Annotated in this window: 30 protein-coding genes; 2 read left to right on the top strand and 28 right to left on the bottom strand. The window is 38.9% G+C overall.

What is annotated here, in order from left to right:
- Nucleotides 1-81: 81 nt before the first annotated feature.
- The 28 genes from secY to rpsL all read right to left on the bottom strand — a co-directional run bounded on the left by secY (nt 82) and on the right by rpsL (nt 16,607).
- On the bottom strand, nt 82-1,380 hold the full coding sequence (secY, locus tag IGJ02_RS02315) for a preprotein translocase subunit SecY (RefSeq protein ID WP_010761671.1): 1,299 nt from the start codon (nt 1,378-1,380) through the stop codon (nt 82-84).
- Entirely contained in the window at nt 1,380-1,823 is a 444-nt protein-coding gene (gene rplO, locus IGJ02_RS02310; protein WP_010761672.1) for a 50S ribosomal protein L15, read from the bottom strand. The genes secY and rplO overlap by 1 nt, the downstream gene beginning before the upstream one ends.
- Before the next feature lie 36 nt (nt 1,824-1,859).
- Entirely contained in the window at nt 1,860-2,039 is a 180-nt protein-coding gene (gene rpmD / locus IGJ02_RS02305; RefSeq protein ID WP_010761673.1) for a 50S ribosomal protein L30, read from the bottom strand.
- Nucleotides 2,040-2,052: 13 nt separating this feature from the next.
- Nucleotides 2,053-2,553, bottom strand: coding sequence for a 30S ribosomal protein S5 (rpsE, locus tag IGJ02_RS02300; RefSeq protein WP_010761674.1), 501 nt, complete (start codon nt 2,551-2,553; stop codon nt 2,053-2,055).
- A 20-nt stretch (nt 2,554-2,573) separates the two neighbouring features.
- Nucleotides 2,574-2,930, bottom strand: coding sequence for a 50S ribosomal protein L18 (gene rplR / locus IGJ02_RS02295; RefSeq protein ID WP_010761675.1), 357 nt, complete (start codon nt 2,928-2,930; stop codon nt 2,574-2,576).
- 96 nt (nt 2,931-3,026) lie between these two features.
- Complete coding sequence (gene rplF / locus IGJ02_RS02290) at nt 3,027-3,563, bottom strand: 50S ribosomal protein L6 (RefSeq protein WP_010761676.1); 537 nt, start codon at nt 3,561-3,563, stop codon at nt 3,027-3,029.
- A gap of 31 nt (nt 3,564-3,594) precedes the next feature.
- Nucleotides 3,595-3,993: a 30S ribosomal protein S8 gene (rpsH, locus tag IGJ02_RS02285; RefSeq protein WP_010761677.1), complete on the bottom strand. Its 399-nt coding sequence runs from the start codon at nt 3,991-3,993 to the stop codon at nt 3,595-3,597.
- A 35-nt stretch (nt 3,994-4,028) separates the two neighbouring features.
- Entirely contained in the window at nt 4,029-4,214 is a 186-nt protein-coding gene (locus IGJ02_RS02280; protein ID WP_002356214.1) for a type Z 30S ribosomal protein S14, read from the bottom strand.
- 18 nt (nt 4,215-4,232) lie between these two features.
- Nucleotides 4,233-4,772 carry a 50S ribosomal protein L5 gene (rplE, locus tag IGJ02_RS02275; RefSeq protein WP_010761678.1) on the bottom strand — a complete coding sequence of 180 codons (540 nt, stop codon included), beginning with the start codon at nt 4,770-4,772 and terminating at the stop codon, nt 4,233-4,235.
- A gap of 26 nt (nt 4,773-4,798) precedes the next feature.
- Nucleotides 4,799-5,107, bottom strand: a complete 309-nt coding sequence (rplX, locus tag IGJ02_RS02270; RefSeq protein ID WP_010761679.1) for a 50S ribosomal protein L24 — start codon at nt 5,105-5,107, stop codon at nt 4,799-4,801.
- Nucleotides 5,108-5,141: 34 nt separating this feature from the next.
- Nucleotides 5,142-5,510: a 50S ribosomal protein L14 gene (gene rplN / locus IGJ02_RS02265; RefSeq protein WP_010761680.1), complete on the bottom strand. Its 369-nt coding sequence runs from the start codon at nt 5,508-5,510 to the stop codon at nt 5,142-5,144.
- A 59-nt stretch (nt 5,511-5,569) separates the two neighbouring features.
- Nucleotides 5,570-5,836, bottom strand: a complete 267-nt coding sequence (gene rpsQ / locus IGJ02_RS02260; protein WP_010761681.1) for a 30S ribosomal protein S17 — start codon at nt 5,834-5,836, stop codon at nt 5,570-5,572.
- A gap of 23 nt (nt 5,837-5,859) precedes the next feature.
- Nucleotides 5,860-6,048, bottom strand: a complete 189-nt coding sequence (gene rpmC, locus IGJ02_RS02255) for a 50S ribosomal protein L29 (protein ID WP_010761682.1) — start codon at nt 6,046-6,048, stop codon at nt 5,860-5,862.
- A complete protein-coding gene (rplP, locus tag IGJ02_RS02250; protein ID WP_010761683.1) occupies nt 6,038-6,472 on the bottom strand; it encodes a 50S ribosomal protein L16 in 435 nt (144 codons plus the stop codon). The genes rpmC and rplP overlap by 11 nt, the downstream gene beginning before the upstream one ends.
- A 2-nt stretch (nt 6,473-6,474) precedes the next feature.
- Complete coding sequence (gene rpsC, locus IGJ02_RS02245; protein ID WP_010761684.1) at nt 6,475-7,131, bottom strand: 30S ribosomal protein S3; 657 nt, start codon at nt 7,129-7,131, stop codon at nt 6,475-6,477.
- A 110-nt stretch (nt 7,132-7,241) separates the two neighbouring features.
- A complete protein-coding gene (gene rplV / locus IGJ02_RS02240) occupies nt 7,242-7,589 on the bottom strand; it encodes a 50S ribosomal protein L22 (protein ID WP_010761685.1) in 348 nt (115 codons plus the stop codon).
- A 21-nt stretch (nt 7,590-7,610) separates the two neighbouring features.
- Nucleotides 7,611-7,889: a 30S ribosomal protein S19 gene (rpsS, locus tag IGJ02_RS02235; protein WP_010761686.1), complete on the bottom strand. Its 279-nt coding sequence runs from the start codon at nt 7,887-7,889 to the stop codon at nt 7,611-7,613.
- Between the two features lie 42 nt (nt 7,890-7,931).
- Complete coding sequence (gene rplB / locus IGJ02_RS02230) at nt 7,932-8,762, bottom strand: 50S ribosomal protein L2 (protein ID WP_010761687.1); 831 nt, start codon at nt 8,760-8,762, stop codon at nt 7,932-7,934.
- Between the two features lie 38 nt (nt 8,763-8,800).
- Complete coding sequence (gene rplW / locus IGJ02_RS02225; protein WP_010761688.1) at nt 8,801-9,091, bottom strand: 50S ribosomal protein L23; 291 nt, start codon at nt 9,089-9,091, stop codon at nt 8,801-8,803.
- Nucleotides 9,091-9,714: a 50S ribosomal protein L4 gene (gene rplD, locus IGJ02_RS02220; RefSeq protein WP_010761689.1), complete on the bottom strand. Its 624-nt coding sequence runs from the start codon at nt 9,712-9,714 to the stop codon at nt 9,091-9,093. The genes rplW and rplD overlap by 1 nt, the downstream gene beginning before the upstream one ends.
- A 25-nt stretch (nt 9,715-9,739) precedes the next feature.
- Nucleotides 9,740-10,369, bottom strand: coding sequence for a 50S ribosomal protein L3 (rplC, locus tag IGJ02_RS02215; protein WP_010761690.1), 630 nt, complete (start codon nt 10,367-10,369; stop codon nt 9,740-9,742).
- A 24-nt stretch (nt 10,370-10,393) separates the two neighbouring features.
- Nucleotides 10,394-10,702, bottom strand: coding sequence for a 30S ribosomal protein S10 (gene rpsJ / locus IGJ02_RS02210; protein ID WP_002389727.1), 309 nt, complete (start codon nt 10,700-10,702; stop codon nt 10,394-10,396).
- 387 nt (nt 10,703-11,089) lie between these two features.
- Entirely contained in the window at nt 11,090-11,644 is a 555-nt protein-coding gene (locus IGJ02_RS02205) for a DUF2812 domain-containing protein (protein ID WP_430603115.1), read from the bottom strand.
- Nucleotides 11,634-11,960 carry a PadR family transcriptional regulator gene (locus IGJ02_RS02200; RefSeq protein WP_010761692.1) on the bottom strand — a complete coding sequence of 109 codons (327 nt, stop codon included), beginning with the start codon at nt 11,958-11,960 and terminating at the stop codon, nt 11,634-11,636. The genes IGJ02_RS02205 and IGJ02_RS02200 overlap by 11 nt, the downstream gene beginning before the upstream one ends.
- A gap of 205 nt (nt 11,961-12,165) precedes the next feature.
- On the bottom strand, nt 12,166-13,353 hold the full coding sequence (tuf, locus tag IGJ02_RS02195; RefSeq protein ID WP_010761693.1) for an elongation factor Tu: 1,188 nt from the start codon (nt 13,351-13,353) through the stop codon (nt 12,166-12,168).
- Nucleotides 13,354-13,492: 139 nt separating this feature from the next.
- Nucleotides 13,493-15,580, bottom strand: coding sequence for an elongation factor G (gene fusA / locus IGJ02_RS02190; RefSeq protein ID WP_010761694.1), 2,088 nt, complete (start codon nt 15,578-15,580; stop codon nt 13,493-13,495).
- A gap of 80 nt (nt 15,581-15,660) precedes the next feature.
- Complete coding sequence (gene rpsG, locus IGJ02_RS02185) at nt 15,661-16,131, bottom strand: 30S ribosomal protein S7 (protein ID WP_010761695.1); 471 nt, start codon at nt 16,129-16,131, stop codon at nt 15,661-15,663.
- Nucleotides 16,132-16,187: 56 nt separating this feature from the next.
- Nucleotides 16,188-16,607 (bottom strand): 30S ribosomal protein S12, encoded by a 420-nt coding sequence (gene rpsL / locus IGJ02_RS02180; protein ID WP_010761696.1) that lies wholly within the window; start codon nt 16,605-16,607, stop codon nt 16,188-16,190.
- Nucleotides 16,608-16,959: 352 nt separating this feature from the next.
- On the opposite strand from rpsL, the gene rpiA reads away from it, so the two are divergent.
- Together rpiA and IGJ02_RS02170 are read left to right on the top strand one after the other, a co-directional pair.
- Nucleotides 16,960-17,637 carry a ribose-5-phosphate isomerase RpiA gene (gene rpiA, locus IGJ02_RS02175; protein ID WP_430603114.1) on the top strand — a complete coding sequence of 226 codons (678 nt, stop codon included), beginning with the start codon at nt 16,960-16,962 and terminating at the stop codon, nt 17,635-17,637.
- Nucleotides 17,638-17,767: 130 nt separating this feature from the next.
- Complete coding sequence (locus IGJ02_RS02170; protein ID WP_430603113.1) at nt 17,768-18,355, top strand: recombinase family protein; 588 nt, start codon at nt 17,768-17,770, stop codon at nt 18,353-18,355.
- Nucleotides 18,356-18,570 lie beyond the last annotated feature (215 nt).

The following is an 18,570-nucleotide window of genomic DNA, read 5'->3' as shown; positions in this document are numbered from 1 at the left end:
CCTCCTAATTTTAAAGGCTGGCTTTTGAAGCTAGCCTAGCGAGAGAATGGTGCTGAGGGATAAATCCTCAACACACGACTCTTACTTATTGATAAAGCCAACATATTGACGTTTCAACATTAAACCTTCTAATTGTTTCGCTGTTTCTAAAGCAACACCAATCACAATCAGTAAGCTTGTTCCTCCTAGACCGATAGATTGCGGTAACTTCCAAATCATTTGAGCAATGATCGGTAGTAATGCAACTAAACCTAGGAATATAGAACCGACAACACTTAGTCTCATTAACATTCCAGAAATATATTCTTCTGTCCCTTTACCTGGTCGAACGCTTGGAATATAGCTTCCTTGTTTTTGTAAGTTTTCCGCTAATTTCTCAGGGTTAACTTGAACAAAAGCATAGAAGAATGTGAAAGCAACGATCAGTACAGTATAAATAATTGCACCTGGAACGGTATTGTAACTAAAAATTTGTGTCATTACATCATACCAACCTTCACCAGAATAACTCTTAGAAAAGGCTTGTAAAACAGCATTAGGCGTTGCAATCAACGAACTAGCAAAGATAACTGGGATAACACCGGCAGCATTTACTTTTAACGGTAAATAACTACTTGTTGGTGCACCAGAAACTCGTTTTGTATATTGGATCGGAATTTTTCGTTCTGCTTGCTGGAAAAATGTTACTAATGTAACAATAACCAAAATTGCAACGATTAAAATTGCAATAAAGATCGCAGATTGCCAAATTCTAGAAGACTCAATATTGATAAAGTAATCGTCAACGATTTCTTTGATTCCTTCTGGCAAACGAGAAATAATCCCCGCGAAGATAATCATTGAAACACCATTACCGATTCCTTTTTCAGTAATTTGTTCTCCTAACCAAGTCACAAACATTGTTCCACCGGTTAAAATCACAGAAATCATTACAAAAGTGCTGATGTTAGGATTTTTTACGATCCCAACAGAACTTAATTGATTGAATCCAGCAGTAATCCCAAAAGATTGAGCTATACCCAAGACAATCGTTAGATATCTTGTTGCTTGATTCAATTTCTTACGTCCAACTTCACCTTGTTTCGACCATTCTACAAATTTTGGTACGATATCCATTTGTAATAATTGAATGATGATCGATGCTGTAATGTATGGCGAAACCCCCATCGAGAAGATAGAGAAGTTTTGCATAGCACTACCACTGACCATATTCAACATATTTAAAAATGGTAAATTGCTTAAGTCTTGCAAACCTTTTGCATTTACGCCAGGTACAGTTATATGCGCACCTAAACGAAATACAAAAAGAATGAATACAGTAAACAAAATTTTTGATCTAATGTCTTTGACTTTAAAAGCATCTTTTAATAGTTTAAACATTAGATCACCTCGATTGATCCACCAGCTGCAACAATTGCTTCTTCTGCTGCTTTAGAGAATTTAGCTGCTTTCACAGTTAATTTTTTAGTTGTTAATTCACCATTAGCAAGTACTTTGATTCCAGCTTTTTCGTTTTTCACGATTCCAGCTTCGATTAAGCCTGCAGGTGTTACTTCAGTTCCATCTTCGAAACGATTTAAGACATCTAAGTTGATGACTGCATAATCTTTGCGGTTGATGTTCGTGAAGCCGCGTTTTGGTAAACGACGGAATAATGGAGTTTGACCCCCTTCAAATCCAAGTCTTACACCACCGCCTGAACGAGCTTTTTGCCCTTTTTGTCCACGGCCGGCAGTTTTACCATTACCAGATGAAGTACCACGTCCAACACGGTTACGTACTTGGCGTGAACCTTCAGCAGGTTTCAATTCATGAAGTTTCATTGGTTTGGCACCTCCTTAACAATGTACTATTGTAAATTAAACTTCTTCAACGTCCACTAAATGTGACACAGTGTTGATCATACCTTTGATTGCTTCGTTCGCAGGTTTCACAACAGAGCTGTTTAGTTTACCTAAACCTAGTGCTTTAACTGTATCTTTTTGGTTTTGAGGACGTCCGATAACGCTGCGTTTTAATGTAACTTTTAATTCAGCCATTATTTTGTCCTCCTTATCCTAAGATTTCTTCTACAGATTTACCGCGAAGTGCTGCCACTTCTTCGGCACGTTTTAATTGTTTTAACCCTTCAACTGTTGCGCGAACAACGTTGATTGGTGTATTTGAACCTAATGATTTTGATGTGATATCTGCTACACCAGCTAATTCCAATACGGCACGAACTGGTCCACCAGCGGCTACCCCAGAACCTTCTACTGCAGGTTTCATAAGGATACGGCCACCACCAAATACCCCGATCACTTCGTGAGGGATACTAGAACCAACCATAGGCACTTCAACTAAGTTTTTCTTCGCGTCTTCGATTGCTTTACGGATTGCTTCTGGCACTTCTTGTGCTTTACCAGTCCCAAAGCCAACGTGACCGTTTTTATCTCCCACAACAACTAGTGCTGCAAAGCGTAGACGACGTCCACCTTTAACAACTTTAGTTACACGGTTGATAGAAACCACGCGGTCTTCTAATTCCAAGTGTTTTGGATCAATATAAACCATGAATGGTGTTCCTCCTTCTCCTAAAATTCTAGTCCATTTTCACGCGCTGCTTCAGCTAAAGCTTGCACGCGGCCATGGTAAAGGTATCCACCACGGTCAAAGACTACTACTTTAACGCCTTTTTCAGCGGCACGTTCAGCGATTAATTTACCAACAGCTGCGGCTGTTTCTGTTTTGTTTCCACCTGAAATTTCTTTATCTAAGGCAGAGGCACTTGCTAGCGTTACACCCGCTACGTCATCAATGATTTGCGCGTAGATGTTTTTGTTAGAACGGAATACGTTCAAGCGTGGGCACTCAGCAGTACCAGAGATTTTGTTACGTACACGACGATGTCTCTTTTGACGTGTTTTGTTTTTATCTGGTTTTGTAATCACAATTGTCACCTCTTTATATTTGCTAGCTATTAAGCTGCGATAGACAACGGATCGTTATTTTTCAAACAGTGTTGAAAAATAACTCTCAAGCTGCTATTATTTACCAGTTTTACCTTCTTTACGACGTACGAATTCGCCAACATAACGGATTCCTTTGCCTTTATAAGGTTCTGGAGGACGAGTACCACGAATATTTGCTGCTAATTCACCAACGTGTTCTTTGTTAGCGCCTTTTACAACGACTTGTGTATTCGAAGGTACTTCTACAGTTACACCAGCTGGTGGTGTGATTTCTACTGGATGAGAATACCCAACGTTAAGAACTAATGTAGTCCCTTGCATTTGAGCACGGTACCCAACCCCGATAAGTTCAAGACCTTTTTCAAAGCCTGTACTTACACCAACAACCATGTTGTTGAAGTTCGCACGAGTTGTTCCGTGAATTGTTTTCATGTCTTTGCTATCATTTGGACGAGTGAATGTTACTTCATTTCCTTCGATATTCATTTTGATATCAGCAGAAAATTCACGTGTTAATTCACCTTTAGGTCCTTTTACAGTAATGTTGTTTCCTTCTTGTTTGACTTCAACGCCAGCAGGAAGTACAACGATTTTATTACCAATACGGCTCACTTAGAGACACCTCCTTGTGTGTTTTTTTAAATTACCATACGTAGGCGATTACTTCGCCGCCGATGTTTTTAGCTCTTGCTTCTTTATCAGTTACAACACCTTCAGAAGTAGAGATAATCGCGATTCCTAGACCATTCAATACTTTAGGCACTTCGTCAGATTTGACATAAGCACGTAAACCTGGTTTAGAGATACGTTTTAAGTTTGTGATAACACGTTCTTCGTTTTTACCGTATTTAAGGAAAACACGAATCACGCCTTGTTTGTCATCTTCGATATATTCTACATCGCGTACAAAACCTTCACGTTTCAAGATTTCAGCGATATCACGTTTGATTTTTGACGCAGGCACTTCTAAGCTTTCATGTTTAACCATGTTTGCATTACGAATGCGCGTTAGAAAATCTGCAATTGGATCTGTCATGACCATTGAACTATTTACCTCCTTTATGCGAGTTTACTTGTTTACCAGCTAGCTTTCTTCACGCCGGGAATTTGACCTTTATAGGCAAGTTCGCGGAAGCAAATACGGCAAAGATGAAATTTACGATAAACTGAATGTGGACGTCCGCAACGTTCACAACGAGTATACGCTTGTGTTGAATGTTTTGCAGGGCGTTTGTTTTTAGCAATCATTGATTTTTTAGCCACGTAGTTCGCCTCCTTTTATTATTTTTGGAATGGCATACCTAATTGTGCCAACAATTCACGAGATTCTTCATCTGTGTTTGCTGTTGTTACAATAACGATGTCCATACCGCGTACTTTATCTACTAAATCATAATCAACTTCTGGGAAGATTAATTGTTCTTTAATACCTAAAGTGTAGTTACCACGTCCATCGAAGGCTTTTTTGCTTACTCCGTGGAAGTCACGTACACGAGGTAGAGAAACAGATACTAATTTATCTAAAAATTCGTACATTCTTTCTCCGCGTAATGTAACTTTCGCACCGATTGGCATTCCTTCACGTAAACGGAAACCAGCGATTGATTTCTTAGCTTTAGTGATTAAAGGTTTTTGACCTGTGATCAATGCTAATTCTTCAACTGCTTTATCTAAGTTTTTCGCGTTTGAAACAGCGTCACCCACACCCATGTTAATAACGATTTTATCAACTTTAGGTGTTTGCATAACTGAACTATAATTAAATTTTTCCACTAATGATGGAGTAATTTCTTTAATATATTTTTCTTTCAGGCGGTTCATTTAGTAAGCCCCTCCTTCCTTTTAATCTATTTATCTAAGACTTCACCGGTTTTTTTAGAAACACGGACTTTTTTACCATCGACTTCTTTGTAACCTACACGACCAGCTACACCTGTTCCGTCAATCACCATTACATTAGAAACATGAATCGGCGCTTCGACTTCTAGGATTCCGCCTTGCGGCGCTGCTTGGTTAGGTTTTTGGTGTTTTTTCATGATGTTAACACCTTCAACGATGACTTTGTCTTTTTTAGGAAACGCTGCTAATACAACGCCTTCTTTATTTTTGTCTTTACCAGTGATAATTTTCACTTTATCGCCTTTTTTAACAAACATTACTGTTTCGCACCTCCTTTGATACGTGTCCTGATTATAATACTTCTGGTGCTAGAGAAACGATCTTCATGAAGTTGTTTTCACGTAATTCACGTGCAACAGGACCGAAGATACGAGTTCCACGCGGGCTTTTATCATCACGAATAATTACAGCAGCATTTTCATCAAATTTGATGTATGAACCGTCTGTACGACGAGCTCCTGATTTTGTACGAACGATAACGGCTTTTACGACTTCACCTTTTTTGACAACCCCACCTGGCGTTGCATGTTTAACCGTAGCAACAATCACGTCACCAATATTAGCAGTTTTACGTCCAGAACCACCTAGTACTTTAATCGTTAAGATTTCACGAGCACCTGAGTTATCTGCGACTTTTAATCGGCTTTCTTGTTGGATCACGATGTGTATCCCCCTTTCAGATTTTATGTTTCAATCTATATAGGAAAATCTCGTTTTTATTAGATAATAACTGCTTCTTCGACTACCTCTAGTAAACGGAAACGTTTTGTAGCTGATAATGGACGAGTTTCCATGATTCTTACGATGTCTCCAACTTTTGCAGTGTTGTTTTCATCATGAGCTTTGTATTTCTTAGAATATTTCATACGTTTACCATAAATAGGATGGTTTTTCTTTGTTTCTACGACAACAGTGATAGTTTTATCCATCTTATCTGAAACAACACGACCTTGGTAAACTTTGCGTTGATTTCTTTCTTCAGTCATACGCGTTTGGCCTCCTTCCACTATTAGTTAGCTTGTTCACGCAATACTGTTTTGATGCGTGCAATCGATTGACGTACTTCTTGAATACGTGCAGTGTTTTCTAATTGACCTGTTGCTAGTTGGAATCTAAGATTAAATAATTCTTCTTTGAATTGCTTTTCTTTTTCAAGCATTTCGGCAGTGGTTAATTCTCTGATTTCTTTAACCTTCATTCGATTCACCACCCATTTCCTCACGTTTTACAATTTTGGTTTTCACCGGTAATTTGTGGGATGCAAGGCGAAGTGCTTCACGAGCTACTTCTTCAGGTACGCCTGCGATTTCAAACATGATCTTGCCACGTTTAACTGGTGAAACCCAGCCTTCAGGTGCCCCTTTACCTTTACCCATACGAACACCGATAGCTTTACTTGTGTATGATTTGTGAGGGAAAATTTTAATCCATACTTTCCCGCCACGTTTCATATAACGAGTCATAGCAATACGGGCAGCTTCGATTTGACGGTTAGTAATCCAGTGAGATTCAGTTGCTTGTAAACCCCATTCACCAAATGTTACTTCTTTTCCACCTTTGGCTTCACCACGCATTTTACCTCTAAATTCACGACGGTGTTTTACACGTTTAGGTACTAACATGATTATTTCCCTCCTTTCTCAGCGTTTTTTTTCGTTGGAAGAATTTCTCCACGGTAAATCCACACTTTAACTCCTAATTTTCCGTAAGTTGTGTCTGCTTCTTCCCATGCGTAATCAATATCAGCACGCAAAGTGTGAAGTGGAACTGTACCTTCAGAGTAACCTTCTGAACGAGCGATATCAGCACCGTTTAAACGACCTGATACTTGTGTTTTGATTCCTTTAGCGCCTGAACGCATAGTGCGTTGGATCGCTTGTTTTTGAGCACGACGGAAAGCAACACGGTTTTCTAATTGACGTGCAATTCCTTCGCCTACTAATTTTGCATCTAAATCTGGTTTTTTGATTTCAATGATGTTGATATGAACTCTTTTACCAGTCAATGAATTTAATGATTTTCTTAGGTTTTCGACTTCAGATCCGCCTTTACCGATAACCATACCTGGTTTAGCTGTGTGGATTGAAATATTCACACGATTTGCAGCGCGCTCGATCTCAATTGTAGACACAGCGGCATCAGCAAGTTTTGTCGCGATAAATTTACGGATTCTTAAATCTTCGTGTAAGAACTCAGCATACTCTTTTTCAGCATACCATTTTGCATCCCAGTCGCGGATGATGCCTACACGCATTCCTATTGGATGTACTTTTTGACCCACTGATTGTCCCTCCTCTTAATCTTTTAAGGTTCGGTTGCCACTATTTCAAAATGCTAATGCATTAAGAATAATGGACCTCCTCTTATCAAGTGACATCTGTTTAAAACAGATTATTTTTCTGATACGACTACTGTAAGATGACTTGTACGTTTATTGATTGGTGATGCTGAACCTTTTGCACGTGGACGGAAGCGTTTCATTGTTGGTCCTTCGTTGACAAATGCTTCAGATACTACTAAGTTTTCAACGTCTAAGTCAAAGTTATTTTCTGCGTTAGCAACTGCTGACATTAAAACTTTTTCAATGATTCCAGCAGATTTGTTTGGCATGAATTTCAAGATAGAAATTGCATCCGCAACGCTTTTACCTCTGATAAGATCGATTACTAAACGGGCTTTACGAGGTGAAGTGCGAACTGTTTTAGCAGTTGCCTTAGCTGATGTAATTTGTTCTGACATTTGCATTTCCTCCCCTCAAAATTAACGTCTAGTTTTCTTATCGTCGGCTCCGTGGCCACGATAAGTTCTAGTTGGTGCAAATTCACCTAATTTATGTCCTACCATGTCTTCTTGGATGTATACAGGAACGTGTTTACGTCCATCATATACGGCAATTGTAAATCCAACAAATGTTGGAAAAATTGTAGAACGGCGAGACCAAGTTTTAATTACTTTCTTTTTTTCGGCACCTTGTTGAGCTTCTACTTTTTTCATTAAATGCTCATCAGCGAAAGGTCCTTTTTTCAAACTACGACCCATGGTGAACCTCCTCTCAAAATGTACGACACATGGTCAAAAAAATTATTTAGTACGACGACGAACGATAAGTTTGTCTGATTTAGCTTTTTTATTACGAGTTTTCAAGCCGATAGCTGGTTGACCCCAAGGTGATACTGGAGCTTTACGTCCAATCGGTTGTTTACCTTCACCACCACCGTGTGGGTGATCGTTCGGGTTCATTACGCTACCACGTACAGTTGGGCGTTTACGCATCCAACGAGAGCGGCCTGCTTTACCAATGTTGATTAATTCGTGTTGTTCGTTACCAACTGAACCGATTGTTGCACGGCAAGTTGCCAAGATCATACGAACTTCACCTGAGTTCAAACGGATTAATACGTATTTGCCTTCTTTACCAAGTACTTGAGCACTTGTTCCAGCAGAACGGATCAATTGACCGCCTTTACCAGGTTTCATTTCAATATTGTGGACAACAGTACCTACTGGAATATTTTCCAATGGTAATGCGTTCCCTACTTTAATATCTGCTTCAGTACCGGAAACAAGGCGCATGCCTACTTCCAATCCTTTTGGTGCTAGAATGTATGCTTTGATTCCATCTTCGTAATGTACTAACGCGATGTTAGCAGAACGGTTTGGATCATACTCGATAGTTTTGACAACCGCTACAACGTTATCTTTATTACGTTTGAAGTCGATCATACGGTATTGACGTTTGTGACCGCCACCTTGATGACGAACTGTAATACGACCATTGTTGTTACGACCGGCATGGTTTTTTAATGGCGCCAACAACGATTTTTCAGGTGTTGATGTCGTGATTTCAGCAAAATCAGATGCTGTCATATTACGACGGCCATTTGTGGTAGGTTTATACTTTTTAATCGCCACGTCTTTTTCCCTCCCATTTAATAGTTAACATGGACTGCTTATTCAGCAGCATCGAAAATTTGAATTTCTTTTGAATCATCTGTTAATGTCACAACAGCTTTGCGACGTTTTTTTGTGTAACCAGCGTGTTTGCCCATACGTTTAAATTTAGGGCGCACGTTAATGATGTTTACGTTTTTAACTTTAACATCAAATGCTGCTACAACAGCTTGTTTTACTAAAGTTTTGTTTGCGCGAGTGTCCACTTCGAAAGTGTATTTCTTTTCGTCCATAGCAAGCATGGATTTTTCAGTGATCACTGGGCGTTTGATTACGTCTAGTAAGTTCATTATGCAAGCACCTCCTCAATTTGAGTAAGAGCAGTTTGTGTTGCCAATACTTTAGTATTAGAAACGATATCTAAAACACTTACGTTATCAGAAGTTACTACAGAAACGTTTGGTAGATTACGTGCAGACAATGCTGCAAAATCATTTCCTGTTTCTAAAACAACTAATACTTTCGCATCAATAGATAAGTTAGTTAAAACTTGTTTGAATTCTTTTGTTTTTGGTGCATCAAAGCCTAACGCTTCAACTGCTACCAAGTTGTTTTCAGCAACTTTATCTGACAATACAGATTTCATTGCTAAACGACGAACTTTTTTAGGAAGTTTGTAGCTGTAAGAACGCGGTGTTGGTCCGAAGACTACGCCACCTCCACGCCATTGTGGTGAACGAATTGAACCTTGACGAGCACGACCAGTTCCTTTTTGACGCCATGGTTTACGGCCACCGCCACGAACTTCTCCGCGGTGTTTTACTGAGTGTGTACCTTGTCTTAATGAAGCACGTTGCATGATGATTGCATCGTAGACAACTGTTTCATTTGGTTCGATTCCGAAAATCTCTTCGTTTAAAGTGATTTCACCATTTTGAGTTCCATCTTGTTTAAATAATGCTACATTCGGCATTCCTTAGTTCCTCCTTTCCCTACGCTTATTTAGCTTTCACAGCTGATTTGATTGTGATTAATGATTTTTTCGCTCCAGGAATGTTACCTTTGATCATGATTACATTTCTTTCAGCGTCCACTTTAACAATTTCAAGGTTTTGAATTGTTACGCGGTTGCCACCCATACGGCCAGCAAGTTTTTTATTTTTAAATACACGGTTAGGCGCAACTGGACCCATTGACCCAGGACGACGGTGGTAACGAGAACCGTGAGACATTGGTCCGCGGCTTTGTCCGTGACGTTTGATAACGCCTTGGAATCCTTTACCTTTCGAAGTTCCTGTAACATCAATAATGTCTCCTGCTTGGAAAACATCTACCTTAATTTCTTTACCTACTTCATATTCTCCTAGCTCAACATTTTTGAATTCCTTAATGAAGCGCTTAGGAGCCGTGTTTGCTTTTGCAACATGACCTTTCGCAGGTTTGTTTGATAAAACTTCACGTTTGTCTTGGTAACCGATTTGGATAGCTTCGTATCCATCAGTCTCAACAGTTTTTACTTGTAAAACTACGTTTGGCGTAGCTTCAACTACTGTTACTGGAATTAACTCACCAGACTCAGTAAAGATTTGTGTCATTCCCACTTTTTTCCCTAAGATTCCTTTGGTCATGAGTACACCTCCATTGTCTTGATTTTATAGTTTGATTTCAATATTCACACCAGATGGTAAGTCAAGCTTCATTAAAGCATCAACTGTTTTTGGTGTTGGGTTCACAATGTCGATTAGACGTTTGTGCGTACGCATTTCGAATTGTTCGCGTGAATCTTTGTATTTATGAGTCGCACGAATAACTGTGTAAAGCGAGCGTTCTGTTGGTAATGGAATTGGTCCTGACACGTCAGCTCCAGTTCTTTTTGCTGTTTCCACAATTTTATCCGCTGATTGATCTAAAATACGGTGTTCATACGCTTTTAAACGGATACGAATTTTTTGTTTTGCCATCTTGTTCCCTCCTTCGCCTATTTTGAAAGTAGACATAGCTCCACGAAAATTTTTCCGTCACGCTCGTTCGTGGCAAAGCGTCCGGGCGTGTCGCAACCTCTCGTTTCTTAGCCGGTAGATCAAAAGCTTGATTTACCAATGCTTATTACACTTCTGTAAACAGCACCTTTGTAATTATATTACAGAAACATAGTAATAGCAAGGTTTTTTTCAGAAAAAAGATTTTTTTTTACTGCAAGCATTTTCTTGAAAAGCATTATAGTATCCTAAACTAATTTAAACATGCTTATCTATCCATATTATAGTAGAAAAAATCGGAACATAAATGCTTATTCGAATTTCAAGTGGCTGGGATATAACTTTACGAGCTATATCCCAGCCACTTGCTTATTTCAATTCTTCTCTTTTAATAATCTCAGTAAGTTTCAAAAAATTTCTTAAGTGAACTCCTAATAAAATAACTGTAATCCCTATAACTAGCACAAGTAAGGCAAGTAAAACATTACTTCTTCCTTCGCTTCTATTCAGCAATACAGGTATTAAATAGCTCAGTGGAACTAATGCAGCTAATGCAATCATACCTTGAAATTTCACAACTTTTTTTGCCATTCCCGCACGAGACGGGGCATCACTAAAAATAGCATTTTCTTCTTCTATTTCAGATTTTAGCTTTCTAAAATAATACCAATTACCATATTTATAAAAATACTCCCAACCACAATCTTCAAATAATTGTAGATATTCTCCCAAGTCATTTCCTTGTTGTTTAAAATCTAGTTGGTATACATACTCTTGCGGTTCACATTTTTCAAAAATGTAGGTACTAAACGGTAGTTTTAAATCCACCATTTTCCACCCATTTTTATGTTCTTCTTGTAAAAAATTTTCTTCCTCTACATAATCTGCCAACTCAAATCGCCTTCTTATTTTTTTAGTCTCCATCGATTTTCTCCCCAATACTATTTTTATACAATCGTTTAATTCGATTGATTTCGTGAACAAGTATTTCTTCTCCAAGAGCTGTTATTAGATAGCTTTTTCGTCTGTTTTCTTCTTTTGTCGCTTGTATCAAACCATCTTTCTCCATTTTACTGAGACTTCCATACATCGTTCCTGCACTAATAATAATTTCTTGCCCTGTCAGCTCTTTCACATACTGAATGATATTATATCCATGACGCTCTTCTTTAAGTGCGAACAATATATAAAAACCTGTTTCCGTCATTGGTATATAGATTCGTTTTAGCTTTTCTTCCATCCATCCGTTCCTTCTTTTCCTTTTTATATCGAGGTACGATACATCGCATCCCTATATTACATCGAACCTCGATATAAGTCAAGCCCATTTTAAAGGCAAGTTGTTAAAAATTAAAAACAAAAAAAGCCGAAGGGGAATCCCTTCGACTTACGTCCGAGTACGCCGATGTTTTACGTCGGTTTTGTTACTTTATATTAATCTGTAATTATTTAGTAATTTCAGAAACAACGCCTGAACCAACAGTACGTCCGCCTTCACGAATAGAGAAACGAGTTCCGTCTTCGATAGCGATTGGGTGGATTAATTCAACGTCCATTGCAACGTTATCACCAGGCATTACCATTTCAACGCCTTCTGGTAATTCAACTACACCAGTTACGTCAGTTGTACGGAAGTAGAACTGAGGACGGTAGTTAGTGAAGAATGGAGTGTGACGTCCGCCTTCTTCTTTTGATAAAACATAAACTTCAGCTTTAAATTTTGTGTGTGGAGTGATTGAAGCAGGTTTTGCCAATACTTGTCCACGCTCGATATCTTCACGTGCAACACCACGTAATAAAGCACCGATGTTATCGCCAGCTTCAGCGTAGTCTAACAATTTACGGAACATTTCAACACCAGTAACTGTTGTTTTAGCAGTATCTTCTTTAATACCAACGATTTCGATTTCGTCACCAACGCGAACTTCTCCACGTTCAACACGGCCAGTAGCAACTGTACCACGTCCAGTGATTGAGAATACGTCTTCGACTGGCATCATGAATGGTTTGTCAGTATCACGAGTTGGAGTTGGGATGTACTCGTCAACTGCAGCCATTAATTCCATGATTTTTTCTTCGTATGAAGCGTCGCCTTCTAATGCTTTCAAAGCAGAACCAGCGATAACAGGAGTGTCGTCACCTGGGAAGTCATATTCAGATAATAAATCACGAACTTCCATTTCTACTAATTCTAATAATTCTTCGTCATCTACCATATCCATTTTGTTTAAGAAAACAACGATGTATGGTACACCAACGTTACGTGATAACAAGATGTGCTCACGAGTTTGAGGCATAGGACCATCAGCAGCAGATACTACTAAGATAGCTCCATCCATTTGTGCAGCACCAGTGATCATGTTTTTAACGTAATCCGCGTGTCCTGGGCAATCCACGTGTGCATAGTGACGAGCATCAGTTTCATACTCGATGTGAGAAGTGTTGATTGTGATACCACGTTCTTTTTCTTCTGGAGCGTTATCGATATCAGCATAGTTTTGAGCTTCACCGCCACCGTGTTTAGCTAACACAGTTGCGATTGCAGCAGTTAATGTAGTTTTACCATGGTCAACGTGTCCAATAGTACCAATGTTTACATGGGGTTTAGAACGGTCAAATTTTTCTTTAGCCATTTTAAATGTTCCTCCTAAAATATATGAATTTTATTTTATTTGATAGATAGTTTACAGCTACCTGATCATCTTTAATTAGTTTAACCGAAATCGTTAGAAAATCCTAGTCATAAATAAGCTTACGCCAATTTCTTAACTATTATGCGTTGTTTCCGCCATTTTTCTTGATGATTTCTTCTTGTACAGATTTTGGTACATCTTCATAGTGATCAAAGACCATCATAAACGTACCGCGACCTTGTGTTGCTGAACGTAATGTTGTCGCGTAACCGAACATTTCAGCTAGAGGCACCATCGCGTTAACGATTTGTGAGTTACCGTGTGCTTCCATACCCTCAACACGTCCACGACGACTTGTAACGTGTCCCATGATATCACCTAAGTAATCTTCTGGTACAGTGATCGTTACTTTCATCATTGGTTCTAAAATTACAGGCATTGCTTTTTTAGCAGCCGCACGTAGCGCCATAGAAGCAGCTACACGGAAGGCTGTTTCATTTGAATCGACATCATGGTATGAACCATCGTAAAGTTTTGCTTTAATATCAACTAATGGATATCCAGCAAGAACACCGTTGTTCATAGATTCTGCCAAGCCTTTTTCAACCGCAGGGATGTATTCACGAGGAACCACACCACCGACGATAGCATTTTCAAATTCGAAGCCTTTACCTTCTTCGTTTGGTGTAAATTCAACCCAGACATGTCCGTATTGACCTTTACCACCAGACTGACGTACAAACTTACCTTCTGCCTGCGTTACAGGAGCACGGAAAGTTTCACGATATGATACTTGTGGAGCACCAACGTTTGCTTCAACCTTGAACTCACGTCTCATACGGTCTACTAATACGTCTAAGTGCAATTCGCCCATACCAGAGATAACTGTTTCACCAGTTTCAACGTTTGTTTCAACGCGGAATGATGGATCTTCTTCTGCAAGTTTTTGCAGAGCCACACCCATTTTATCTTGGTCAGCTTTTGATTTAGGTTCAACAGCAACTTGAATAACTGGTTCTGGGAACTCAATTGATTCAAGAATAACTGGTGAATCTACCGCACATAAAGTATCACCAGTTGTTGTATCTTTCAATCCAACAGCGGCAGCGATATCTCCTGAGAACACTTTGTCAATTTCTTTACGTGTGTTCGCGTGCATTTGTAAAATACGACCGATACGTTCTTTTTTGTCTTTAGAAGCGTTCAATACGTATGAACCACTTTCAAGGACACCAGAATAAACACGGAAGAATGTTAGACGACCTACGAATGGGTCAGTCATAACTTTAAATGCTAGTGATGCAAAAGGTGCTTCGTCATCAGCAGGACGAGTTGTTTCTTCGTCTGTTTTAACGTCGATCCCTTTGATCGCTTCAATATCTAGTGGTGATGGTAAATAATCAAGAACTGCATCCAACATTAATTGAACACCTTTGTTCTTGAAGGCAGAACCAGCCATTACTGGGAAGAATTCAACATTGATTGTCGCTTGACGGATACCCGCTTTTAATTCTTCGTTCGTAATTTCTTCACCATCTAGATATTTCATCATTAGGTCTTCATCAGTTTCAGCAACAGCTTCTACTAATTTTTCGCGCCATTCAATTGCTTGTTCCATATATTCTTCTGGAATTTCAGTTTCTTGAATGTCTGTACCTAAGTCATTTGTATAGATTTCAGCTTTCATCGTAATTAAATCGATGATCCCTGTAAAGCTATCTTCTGCACCAATTGGCAATTGGATTGGATGAGCATTCGCTTGTAAACGATCATGTAATGAGTTTACAGAGTATAAGAAATCCGCACCGATTTTATCCATTTTATTACAGAAAACAACACGTGGAACTTTATATTCAGTTGCTTGACGCCAAACTGTTTCAGTTTGAGGTTCAACACCTGATTGTGAGTCAAGAACGGTTACAGCACCATCTAATACACGTAGTGAACGTTGAACTTCAATAGTGAAATCCACGTGTCCTGGTGTATCGATGATATTTACACGGTAACCTTTCCACTCTGCAGTTGTTGCAGCAGATGTGATAGTAATACCACGTTCTTGTTCTTGTTCCATCCAGTCCATTTGTGATGCACCTTCGTGCGTTTCACCAATTTTATGGATTTTACCAGTATAGTATAAGATACGCTCTGTTGTTGTTGTTTTACCAGCATCAACGTGCGCCATAATACCGATATTACGAGTGTTTTCTAACGAAAATTCTCTTGGCATTCTAGGTTTCTCCTCTCTTTATTTAAATCGATTGTAAAGTGACTGTCTGTAGTAAAGTTAAATTACATACAGAGAGGATCTTACCAACGATAGTGTGCAAACGCACGGTTAGCGTCCGCCATTTTATGTGTGTCTTCACGTTTTTTAACAGAAGCACCAGTGTTATTGGCAGCATCCATGATTTCTTTCGCTAGACGTTGTTCCATTGTATGTTCACCGCGTAGGCGAGCATAGTTAACAACCCAACGTAGACCTAAAGTTGTACGACGTTCTGGACGAACTTCAACTGGTACTTGATAGTTAGAACCCCCAACACGGCGAGCTTTTACTTCTAGTACAGGCATAACGTTTTTCATTGCTTGTTCGAAAACTTCCAATGGATCATTACCTGTAGATTCTTTGATGATATCAAATGAATTATAGATGATATTAGCAGCAATCCCGCGTTTTCCATCAACCATTACACGGTTAATCAAGCGAGTTACTAATTTTGAGTTATAAATTGGATCTGGTAAAACATCGCGTTTTGTAACAGGACCTTTACGTGGCATCCGTAACTCCTCCTTCCGAAAATTCTTTATTGTATAAGACCATAGTGATTGTCAAATTATTTAGCAGCTTTAGGCATTTTAGTACCATATTTAGAGCGGCTTTGTTTACGATCTGTAACGCCAGCTGTATCAAGCGCACCACGTACGATATGATAACGTACCCCTGGTAAATCTTTTACACGTCCACCGCGTAATAATACCACGCTATGTTCTTGTAAGTTATGACCGATACCTGGGATATAAGCTGTTACTTCGATTAAGTTAGACAAACGAACACGGGCATATTTACGTAAAGCCGAGTTAGGTTTTTTAGGTGTCATTGTTCCCACACGAGTACAAACCCCACGCTTTTGTGGTGAGTTTACGTTCGTTTGAGATTTCTTAAAACTATTATATCCTTTGTTCAACGCTGGTGAATTAGATTTCTCCACCTTTGATTTACGAGGTTTACGTACTAATTGATTAATTGTAGGCATTCCTTGTTTCCTCCTTCCTCATTTCGCATCTAGTTCCACACATCCAGGTGGTTCTTTTTTAGCGATAAAAAATAATGCAATCTCTGCACTCATTATCAAATATGCTTCGATAGACAGTCAGCACGTCTCCAACGAGAGACCTGTAGATAAAGCACCTTTGCTAGGATAGCATGATAATTCGGGTCTGTCAACCACTTATCACTCTTTTTCTAGTAAAATGAGTAGTTTTTTACATCTTTACTTATTCCAACATTAATATAGTAGAAAATACTCATTTTTCTAAATCTTTCTATCTTTTTATGTCGTTTAACGGTACAATATCTTTGATTATTTGAAAGGGGCAAACAAGCGGATGAATCTTAAACAAATGGCAGGAATCGAAGCAGCAAAATATGTAGAAGATGGTATGATCGTAGGTTTAGGAACAGGATCTACTGCGAAATTTATGGTGGATGAAATTGGTCGACGAGTAAAAGAGGAAGGTTTATCCATCGTTGGTGTAACCACATCAAAAGAAACTGAGCGTCAAGCCATCGAATTGGGCATTCCTTTGAAAGGGATCGATGACGTTCCTTATGTTGATCTGACGATTGATGGAGCAGATGAGATCAGTGAGGATTTTCAAGGTATCAAAGGTGGCGGTGCTGCTTTATTATTCGAAAAAATCGTCGCAACGTACTCAAAAAAATGCATTTGGATCGTCGATGACTCAAAACTTGTGAAAAAACTTGGTAAATTCCCATTGCCTGTTGAAGTCATTCCATACGGTAGTCAACAACTGGTTCGTTTATTTGAAGAAAAAGGGTATGCGCCTGTTTTACGTACAACGTCTACTGAAGAAACATTGGTCACGGATGGCGGTCATTATATTATTGATCTTCATTTAGAAGAAATCACTGACCCCATCGCTTTAGGTGCTTATTTAGATCAGTTAGTTGGTGTCGTTGAACATGGATTATTCCTTAACATCGTTTCCACTGTCATCGTCGGCGGAGAAACAGGCCCAAAAACCATCCACGTACCAAAATAGAGAATTATTTGAATATGATTTGAAAAGAAAGAAAAAGATTAAAGAAAGATAAAAAAACAGCTATCATTTCATCCGTTTATATGCTACATTTTTAGTATCCTATTTTACTTTTTACTAGAAAGGACGAACGATGAAAATAATTGGTTATGCACGTACAACAATCAATGACAATGATTTAGATGCTCAGATCAACATTTTATCTGACTTTGGTTGCGATGAAGTTTATCATGAATCTTTCGACATCACAAATGACAAACATCTCATTTCTGAGCTTGAGACTGTCCTAAACGGTTTAGAAACAGGCGACACTTTAGTTATCTGCCGTTTAAACCGCTTAGGTCGCTCTACGCGTCAATTGACGGAACTAACACAAACGTTCAAAGACACTGGTATTCATCTAGTCAGCCTACATGAAGAGATCGACACCCGGCATCCAATGGGAGAGATTTACTTCAAGTTAATGAATGGTTTGGCAACGATGGAATGCGATCTAATCACAGAGCGTACTTTAATCGGATTGAACAATGCCCGAAAAAAAGGCAAGATTGGCGGACGACCTAAAATAGATGCACGAACAGTAAAAAAAATCCGACACTTATATCACGAGAAGAAAGAAACTATTCAATTTATTTCTTCAAAATGCAATGTTTCTGTCGGCACTTGCTACAAATACATCAATTTATCTGAAGCTGATGTTGCCAAGCTCTCTCAAGAGTAACAAGTATATAGTTGAAATTTTTCTCTAGAAGAGTGCAGTCAATCAGCTGTACTCTTCTTGTTTATTTCACTTACCTTAGATCAGCCTAGCGTAAACGAACTACGTTAGCTAGCCTTTCCAGTATTTTTTACTAATTTACAATGGAAATCTATTTTAAAACGGTGTACAATAGAACAGGAAATGAAAGTTTCAGAAACTACAACTCAAAGGAGAGC

The sequence above is a fragment of the Enterococcus sp. DIV0724b genome (genome assembly GCF_050531475.1).
GTDB lineage: Bacteria > Bacillota > Bacilli > Lactobacillales > Enterococcaceae > Enterococcus_L > Enterococcus_L haemoperoxidus.
Note: the sequence above shows the minus strand (reverse complement) of the source record. Positions and strands in the feature narration are given on the sequence as shown.

What these genes read in the sequence shown, in the direction of transcription:
- secY (WP_010761671.1), bottom strand. Translation starts at nt 1,380, where the DNA reads ATGTTTAAACTATTAAAAGATGCTTTTAAAGTCAAAGACATTAGATCA.
- rplO (WP_010761672.1), bottom strand. Translation starts at nt 1,823, where the DNA reads ATGAAACTTCATGAATTGAAACCTGCTGAAGGTTCACGCCAAGTACGT.
- rpmD (WP_010761673.1), bottom strand. Translation starts at nt 2,039, where the DNA reads ATGGCTGAATTAAAAGTTACATTAAAACGCAGCGTTATCGGACGTCCT.
- rpsE (WP_010761674.1), bottom strand. Translation starts at nt 2,553, where the DNA reads ATGGTTTATATTGATCCAAAACACTTGGAATTAGAAGACCGCGTGGTT.
- rpsH (WP_010761677.1), bottom strand. Translation starts at nt 3,993, where the DNA reads ATGGTCATGACAGATCCAATTGCAGATTTTCTAACGCGCATTCGTAAT.
- rplE (WP_010761678.1), bottom strand. Translation starts at nt 4,772, where the DNA reads ATGAACCGCCTGAAAGAAAAATATATTAAAGAAATTACTCCATCATTA.
- rplX (WP_010761679.1), bottom strand. Translation starts at nt 5,107, where the DNA reads ATGTTTGTTAAAAAAGGCGATAAAGTGAAAATTATCACTGGTAAAGAC.
- rpsQ (WP_010761681.1), bottom strand. Translation starts at nt 5,836, where the DNA reads ATGACTGAAGAAAGAAATCAACGCAAAGTTTACCAAGGTCGTGTTGTT.
- rpmC (WP_010761682.1), bottom strand. Translation starts at nt 6,048, where the DNA reads ATGAAGGTTAAAGAAATCAGAGAATTAACCACTGCCGAAATGCTTGAA.
- rplP (WP_010761683.1), bottom strand. Translation starts at nt 6,472, where the DNA reads ATGTTAGTACCTAAACGTGTAAAACACCGTCGTGAATTTAGAGGTAAA.
- rplV (WP_010761685.1), bottom strand. Translation starts at nt 7,589, where the DNA reads ATGTCAGAACAAATTACATCAGCTAAGGCAACTGCTAAAACAGTTCGC.
- rpsS (WP_010761686.1), bottom strand. Translation starts at nt 7,889, where the DNA reads ATGGGTCGTAGTTTGAAAAAAGGACCTTTCGCTGATGAGCATTTAATG.
- rplW (WP_010761688.1), bottom strand. Translation starts at nt 9,091, where the DNA reads ATGAACTTACTAGACGTAATCAAACGCCCAGTGATCACTGAAAAATCC.
- rplD (WP_010761689.1), bottom strand. Translation starts at nt 9,714, where the DNA reads ATGCCGAATGTAGCATTATTTAAACAAGATGGAACTCAAAATGGTGAA.
- rplC (WP_010761690.1), bottom strand. Translation starts at nt 10,369, where the DNA reads ATGACCAAAGGAATCTTAGGGAAAAAAGTGGGAATGACACAAATCTTT.
- rpsJ (WP_002389727.1), bottom strand. Translation starts at nt 10,702, where the DNA reads ATGGCAAAACAAAAAATTCGTATCCGTTTAAAAGCGTATGAACACCGT.
- IGJ02_RS02205 (WP_430603115.1), bottom strand. Translation starts at nt 11,644, where the DNA reads ATGGAGACTAAAAAAATAAGAAGGCGATTTGAGTTGGCAGATTATGTA.
- IGJ02_RS02200 (WP_010761692.1), bottom strand. Translation starts at nt 11,960, where the DNA reads ATGGAAGAAAAGCTAAAACGAATCTATATACCAATGACGGAAACAGGT.
- tuf (WP_010761693.1), bottom strand. Translation starts at nt 13,353, where the DNA reads ATGGCTAAAGAAAAATTTGACCGTTCTAAACCCCATGTAAACATTGGT.
- fusA (WP_010761694.1), bottom strand. Translation starts at nt 15,580, where the DNA reads ATGCCAAGAGAATTTTCGTTAGAAAACACTCGTAATATCGGTATTATG.
- rpsG (WP_010761695.1), bottom strand. Translation starts at nt 16,131, where the DNA reads ATGCCACGTAAAGGTCCTGTTACAAAACGCGATGTTTTACCAGATCCA.
- rpsL (WP_010761696.1), bottom strand. Translation starts at nt 16,607, where the DNA reads ATGCCTACAATTAATCAATTAGTACGTAAACCTCGTAAATCAAAGGTG.
- rpiA (WP_430603114.1), top strand. Translation starts at nt 16,960, where the DNA reads ATGAATCTTAAACAAATGGCAGGAATCGAAGCAGCAAAATATGTAGAA.
- IGJ02_RS02170 (WP_430603113.1), top strand. Translation starts at nt 17,768, where the DNA reads ATGAAAATAATTGGTTATGCACGTACAACAATCAATGACAATGATTTA.